We start from the raw sequence: 5,455 nt of genomic DNA, 5'->3' as shown, positions 1-5,455 counted from the left end.
TTCATTTTTACTTCTTTTTTTCTTTTTAAATTAATCGGTTGACAATGTCAATTTTTTAACAGGAAATTCAAGACCGGCGGGATTTGAGGAAATTTTTGACGGCAAAATACAAAAACCAGAGACCGCAGAGAATCGCAACGACGCCAACAATAAATGCAGAATTCCGATCCAACAAAATGAGGGGACCACCCCATCTTGTTGGCAACACACGATCTCCTATTGTTAGTAAACCTAGAAGGAGGGAGCAAAATCCCATCGCCAATCCCCACCATGTTCCCTTATTTTTTATTTGCATCTAATTTCTTTGAAGTTTCCGAATAAAGATAACATAGCGATCCTGTTGGGGTTGTTGGTAGTGGTGAACCCTCCACTAATCCGTCAACGCACTCGGTTATATTTTTCATCACCTCCGGCGCGGCCGCCGTTCCCGCGATGGAATACCAGACCGTTCGGGCAACGGTATAAACCGCCTCTGCCGCGGCGCCCACGCCGCGGGCAATCGGCCCCAAAAGGGCCCCGCCGACGATTGCAACATACGACATCGCCCCGATCTTTGCAAACTGATCCAGCACATATTTCGACCGCCCGGAGCCGTCGAAATCAGACACCACCCGATTGTCTTTTCCCAAATAGATTCCCCCTCTGGGGTTGCCGGGCAACGGCACAAAACGGGGCGACCCGTTGGAGGATCGATCATCGGTTGTCGATGCGGTTTCATCAGCGGGCCGGTCAAGAGAAGAACTCGCAAACGAAGTAAAAAGGGATTTTCCGATTTCATAGGGCATAAAAAAACCTCCTGCCCGGTTTATAAGCAATTCCCGTGCCAAAATTGCAGGTGCGTACGTGCGTAAGTGCGTGGGTGCGTACGTGAAATAAATCAATGGGTTAGCTTCCCCCCACCCCTTCCCCCCCCCCAAATGGGGGAGGGGAATAGGGCGCCAACCGTCCGAATTTCGGTCGGTACCGTCCAAAAATCGGACGGTTGGGGGCCAAGGCCAAGCCGAAGTATAAATAGACGAGGGCGCTATAATATTATAAAGTTGCGTTGTGGAATCGGCCAATCTTGACAATCGTTTAAAACAGATGGGGGCGCGGTTAAAAGAGGCCTACCATGCCCGGCAAGTGATTCTGTTCGGCTCGCGTGCGAGGCGGACGGCCACGGAAGACAGTGATGTCGATCTTTTTGTTGTTGCCCCCACCAGGGAAAAATTTTTCCAGCGTATGGCCACCGTAAAAAAACTTCTTAGAGATATCAGGCGGGGGTTGCCCGTGGCTCCTATTGTCCTTACCCCCGAAGAGTTGCAGGAAAGAACAAAGGCCGGTGATGCTTTTGTGAAAGATGTGCTGGAAAATGGGCTTCCGCTATGACTGATCCGCTCGACTCCCCAAATTTTGGCGACTGGCTTGTCATTGCGAGAAAGGACCGGGGGCGAATCGACATCATGCTCGAAGAAGATGATGTCGAGGCGGCCGCTTTTTTTCTGCAACAGTCTCTGGAAAAACACCTTAAGGCCTTCCTTCTGAAAAATGGCTGGAAACTGAAAAAGGTCCATGAACTGGATGCGCTCCTCGATGACGCGTCAAAGTTCGACAACGGTCTTGAGCGGTTTCGTGATTTATGCGAGCGCGTGTCCGGCTATTACTTCGCCGAGCGTTATCCTCCCCTGGGAACAATTGAATTAACCCGCGAAGACATCGAAAAAGATGTCGGAGAAGCGGGACAATTCATTGCCTGCCTTTTCCCGGAAGAAGAATGAAGAGCATCTTCACCAAACTCATTGTCCTTTTCCTCCTTACCGCGCTGATCCCGGTGGGAATTTCGTATGTCGTCTCCATCGTCAAGTTGCGCTCCGCCACGCAGGAATCGGTGATCAACGGCAACCTGATCGTTGCCAAAATTGCGGCCGGCAATGTCGAAAATTATTTCGAAAACGCCAGCCGGGTACTGAAAGCCCTCTCTGCCCAATTTGGAGAAATCGGCCTTACGGCTGAAGACAAAGACCGCCTCTTAAAAAACAGCTACCTCGATTACAAGTATTTTCAGAATATCCACCTGTTCGATCCGGCGGGTAAACTTATGGCCACAAGCAATCTGGAACCGAAGACGGAGGAAATCCCCTTCGATCGTATTTTTCCCGTTGTTCAAAAAGGCGATACCTACCGCTCTTCCATTTACATCGCCATCGATCCGCCGCCGGTAAGACCCGCCATCCGCGTAGCCATGCCTGTGACCAAACGGGGAGAGATGACCGGTATTCTGGTCTCCGAAATCAATCTTATCTATGTTTGGCACCTGGTGAATCAAATCAGGATCGGGGAAGAAGGGATCGTCACCCTCATCAATCCCGATGGAAAAGTGGTGGCTTCGTCCAGCCTCGGGCTCGTTTTTGAATTGTCCGATTTTCCCCGGTTTGATTCCATCAGGCGGATACTTTCCGCCGACAAAGAAACCTCCCTTTTTTATGAAAAAGAAAAGGAGGGGCGCTTTCTTCTGGTTTCGGCGCCGCTCGAGGGGGATTTAAAGGGAAATATTTTTATCGAGCAACCGACGCGTGAGGCCTTTGCCCTGGCCCGCCAGCTGACCCGGCAGTTGATCCTGTTTGCCGTTCTTCTTTTTGCGCTGATGTTGACGGTCGGCTACCTGGGAGTGCGTTGGCAAATTTTGCGTCATATCAAAATCCTGACTGAAGGGATCCGGAAAATCGGCGAAGGGGACTGGACGCACAAGGTGGTCATCAAGGCGAAAGACGAATTCAAAATTCTGGGGGATGCCTTGAACACGATGACCGGCCAGTTGTCGGATCAGGCCGAAAAAATCAGGCGGCAGGAGCGGCTTTCGCTCATCGGCCGGATTGCCGGCGGACTGGTGCACGATCTGAAACATCCGATTTCAAACATCCGCAACTGGACCAAACTTTTGTCGAGCCGCTACGAAGAACCCGCGTTTCGCGAGGATTTCACGCAGGTGGTCGAGCGCGAGTTCGGCAATGTTGATCTGTTTTTCGCCAACCTGAAGGATTTGACCGGTGAAATTCCCCACCGGCCGGTGAAACTTTCGGTGGAGGGCCTTTTTGACGAGGTGCTGGAGCGCTTCCGGATAGAGGCGGAGAAAAATCATGTCGAACTGAACAGGAAAATTGATCCCCCGACACTCGAAATCACCGGCGACAAATTTTCCCTCTCCCGCGTTCTTTCCAATCTTGTCGTAAACGCCATTCAGGCGATGAACAAAGGGGGAAAAATCGACCTCTCGGCCGGCATCCGCCCGGAAAATGGAAACCGGGTTGTTGAAATTTCCGTGGCCGACACCGGCATGGGGATCCCGCCGGATCGCTTGAAAACATTGTTTCAGGATTTTGCCACCACCAAACGCAAGGGGCTTGGCTTGGGGCTTGCCCTTTCGCAAAAAATCGTGGAACAACACGGGGGCAGAATTGTCGTAAAAAGCGAGGTGGAAAAAGGGACAAGGTTTGATATTCGATTGCCGATGGATATGGGGGGATGAGAAATGACAAATGTCAAATTTCAAATGTCAAAGGAAACGACAAGTTCAAATGACAAAAAAGTTTTTGATTTGGAGGAACGAACCGCTCGATTTGGTGAGGAGATCGTCATTTTTGCAAAGTCACTGCCCAAGGATCAGATCAACGGTGTTCTGCTTGGACAAATTGTCCGGTCAGGAACAAGCATAGGCGCCAATTACATGGAAGCAGACGGAGCTGAATCCAGAAAAGATTTTTACCACAAAATCGGCATTTGCAAGAAGGAATCAAAAGAAACAAAGCACTGGTTGAGGATGATCGCGATTGCCGTGCCGGAAAAGAAAACGGAATGCCGGAGGTTGTGGCAAGAAGTTCAAGAACTGGTTTTGATATTTTCATCAATTATCTCAAAGAGAGGCTGATGTAAGCCATTTAACATTGTTTTTTTAGCATTGTTTTTTCATTTGAAATTTGAACTTTGACATTTGACATTAATGTCATGACGCCCTTATTTGAACTGAAAAATATTTCATGCAGAAAAAAAAGCCCGCAGGCGGGGGAGGTGGCTGTTTTTGACCGCGCGAATCTGTCGATAGGGGGCGATGGAATTTTTGTCATCATGGGCCCTTCCGGAGCGGGCAAGAGCACCCTGCTCCGGTTCCTCAACCGTCTGGAAGACCCGCAGGAAGGGGAGATTTTTTTCAAGGGACGCCTGCTTGGCGAAATTCCGATTCCGGAATTGCGTCAACAGGTCGGCATGGTCTTTCAGCTTCCGGCCCTGCCGGAAAAAACGGTGCGCGAAAATCTCCTCTTCGGCCCCCGTCTGCGAAAGGAAAAGTTGACGGAGGAGCGGCTTGCCCAGTTAATGACGCATATCGACCTCGATCCCGCATTGTTGAATCGCGACGCAAAACATCTCTCCGTTGGCCAACAGCAGAGGGCTTCGCTGGCGCGGGTTCTGGCCAACCGGCCGGAAGTGCTTTTGCTGGACGAGCCGACCGGGAGCCTCGACGCCGATTCGGCCGTGAAGATCGAGGAGACAATCAAACGCCTCGTCTTGGAGAACGGCCTCAAAGCGGTATGGGTGACGCATCAGGTGGAGCAGGCGAGAAGATTGGGGAGTCAAAGGGCGAGGATTGAAGGGGGCAAAATTTTATGCGCGACATAAACACCTTAAGCCTCGGACTTACCTTTCTTCTCATTATTCTCTTTATCCTCTTTTCCGCCTGGCAAAGGCTGGGGATCGCCAAAGACACCTTCTTTAGTTCACTCCGGGGCGCGATCCAGCTCTTGGCGGTCGGTTACGTGATCTCCTGGGTTTTCACCGTTGAAAACGGCTGGATTCTGGCCGGCATCGTCGCCTTAATGGCCTCCATTGCAACAGCCGTCTCGGCTGGCCGGTCAAAAAGGGTCAAGGGGCTCTGGAAGCTGATTGCCGCCGCCATCTTTGTTTCCGTGGCGGTGACCCTCTCGCTGTTGGTGGCATTCGGCGCCATCGAGTGGGGCGGAAAATTCGTCATTCCCATCGGCGGGATGCTGGTGGGACAGGCGATGAACAACTGTTCCCTGTTTTTGGAGCGGCTGATTTCGGATGTGCGCGTCCATCGTCTGCCGATCGAGTCAAATCTGGCCCTCGGCGCTTCCCCCCGCGAGGCGATACGGGGCCTGACCAGGCAGGCGTTGATCGCCGATTCCATTCCAACCATCGATTCGATGAAAACCCTGGGTCTTATCTATCTTCCGGGGATGATGGCGGGGCTGATTATCGGGGGGATAAGCCCGATTATCGCGGTCAAGTATCAATTGATCGTCATCTTCATGATCGTCTTTGAATTCGGCCTCTCGTCGATGATTCTGGCCTTTCTGGCGCACCTGTTTTTGTTCAACCGGAATGATCAGTTAAAGGAATGTTAAATGTTAGTCTGGATTGTGGATGACGATGTGAGCTTTGCCTATGGATTCAGGGATGATCT

Annotated in this window: 7 protein-coding genes; 6 read left to right on the top strand and 1 reads right to left on the bottom strand. The window is 51.2% G+C overall.

All coding sequences use genetic code 11. The annotated features are described in order from the left end of the window. Positions 1-278: 278 nt before the first annotated feature. A complete protein-coding gene (locus tag HYU99_12025; GenBank protein MBI2341074.1) occupies positions 279-785 on the bottom strand; it encodes a hypothetical protein in 507 nt (168 codons plus the stop codon). A 262-nt stretch (positions 786-1,047) separates the two neighbouring features. Between HYU99_12025 and HYU99_12020 the strand changes: the two genes are divergently transcribed. The 6 genes from HYU99_12020 (at position 1,048) to fetB (ending at position 5,396) form a co-directional block, all read left to right on the top strand. Then, positions 1,048-1,368 carry a nucleotidyltransferase domain-containing protein gene (locus HYU99_12020; protein MBI2341073.1) on the top strand — a complete coding sequence of 107 codons (321 nt, stop codon included), beginning with the start codon at positions 1,048-1,050 and terminating at the stop codon, positions 1,366-1,368. Beyond that, complete coding sequence (locus HYU99_12015; GenBank protein MBI2341072.1) at positions 1,365-1,757, top strand: HEPN domain-containing protein; 393 nt, start codon at positions 1,365-1,367, stop codon at positions 1,755-1,757. The genes HYU99_12020 and HYU99_12015 overlap by 4 nt, the downstream gene beginning before the upstream one ends. Continuing rightward, the gene (locus HYU99_12010) at positions 1,754-3,505 is read left to right on the top strand and encodes a sensor histidine kinase (GenBank protein ID MBI2341071.1); all 1,752 of its coding nucleotides are present in this window, start codon (positions 1,754-1,756) and stop codon (positions 3,503-3,505) included. The genes HYU99_12015 and HYU99_12010 overlap by 4 nt, the downstream gene beginning before the upstream one ends. Before the next feature lie 24 nt (positions 3,506-3,529). After that, positions 3,530-3,904: a four helix bundle protein gene (locus HYU99_12005; protein MBI2341070.1), complete on the top strand. Its 375-nt coding sequence runs from the start codon at positions 3,530-3,532 to the stop codon at positions 3,902-3,904. Between the two features lie 77 nt (positions 3,905-3,981). Then, on the top strand, positions 3,982-4,650 hold the full coding sequence (locus HYU99_12000; protein MBI2341069.1) for an ATP-binding cassette domain-containing protein: 669 nt from the start codon (positions 3,982-3,984) through the stop codon (positions 4,648-4,650). After that, positions 4,638-5,396 (top strand): iron export ABC transporter permease subunit FetB, encoded by a 759-nt coding sequence (gene fetB / locus HYU99_11995; GenBank protein MBI2341068.1) that lies wholly within the window; start codon positions 4,638-4,640, stop codon positions 5,394-5,396. Before HYU99_12000 ends, fetB begins: the two co-directional genes overlap by 13 nt. The last annotated feature ends 59 nt before the right edge of the window (positions 5,397-5,455 follow it).

The sequence above is a fragment of the Deltaproteobacteria bacterium genome, from assembly GCA_016183175.1.
GTDB lineage: Bacteria > UBA10199 > UBA10199 > UBA10199 > SBBF01 > JACPFC01.
Note: the sequence above shows the minus strand (reverse complement) of the source record. Positions and strands in the feature narration are given on the sequence as shown.

Bases quoted from the DNA above. Each gene is read 5' to 3' on its own strand.
- HYU99_12025 (MBI2341074.1), bottom strand. From the start codon at position 785: ATGCCCTATGAAATCGGAAAATCCCTTTTTACTTCGTTTGCGAGTTCT.
- HYU99_12015 (MBI2341072.1), top strand. From the start codon at position 1,365: ATGACTGATCCGCTCGACTCCCCAAATTTTGGCGACTGGCTTGTCATT.
- HYU99_12010 (MBI2341071.1), top strand. From the start codon at position 1,754: ATGAAGAGCATCTTCACCAAACTCATTGTCCTTTTCCTCCTTACCGCG.
- HYU99_12005 (MBI2341070.1), top strand. From the start codon at position 3,530: ATGTCAAAGGAAACGACAAGTTCAAATGACAAAAAAGTTTTTGATTTG.
- HYU99_12000 (MBI2341069.1), top strand. From the start codon at position 3,982: ATGACGCCCTTATTTGAACTGAAAAATATTTCATGCAGAAAAAAAAGC.
- fetB (MBI2341068.1), top strand. From the start codon at position 4,638: ATGCGCGACATAAACACCTTAAGCCTCGGACTTACCTTTCTTCTCATT.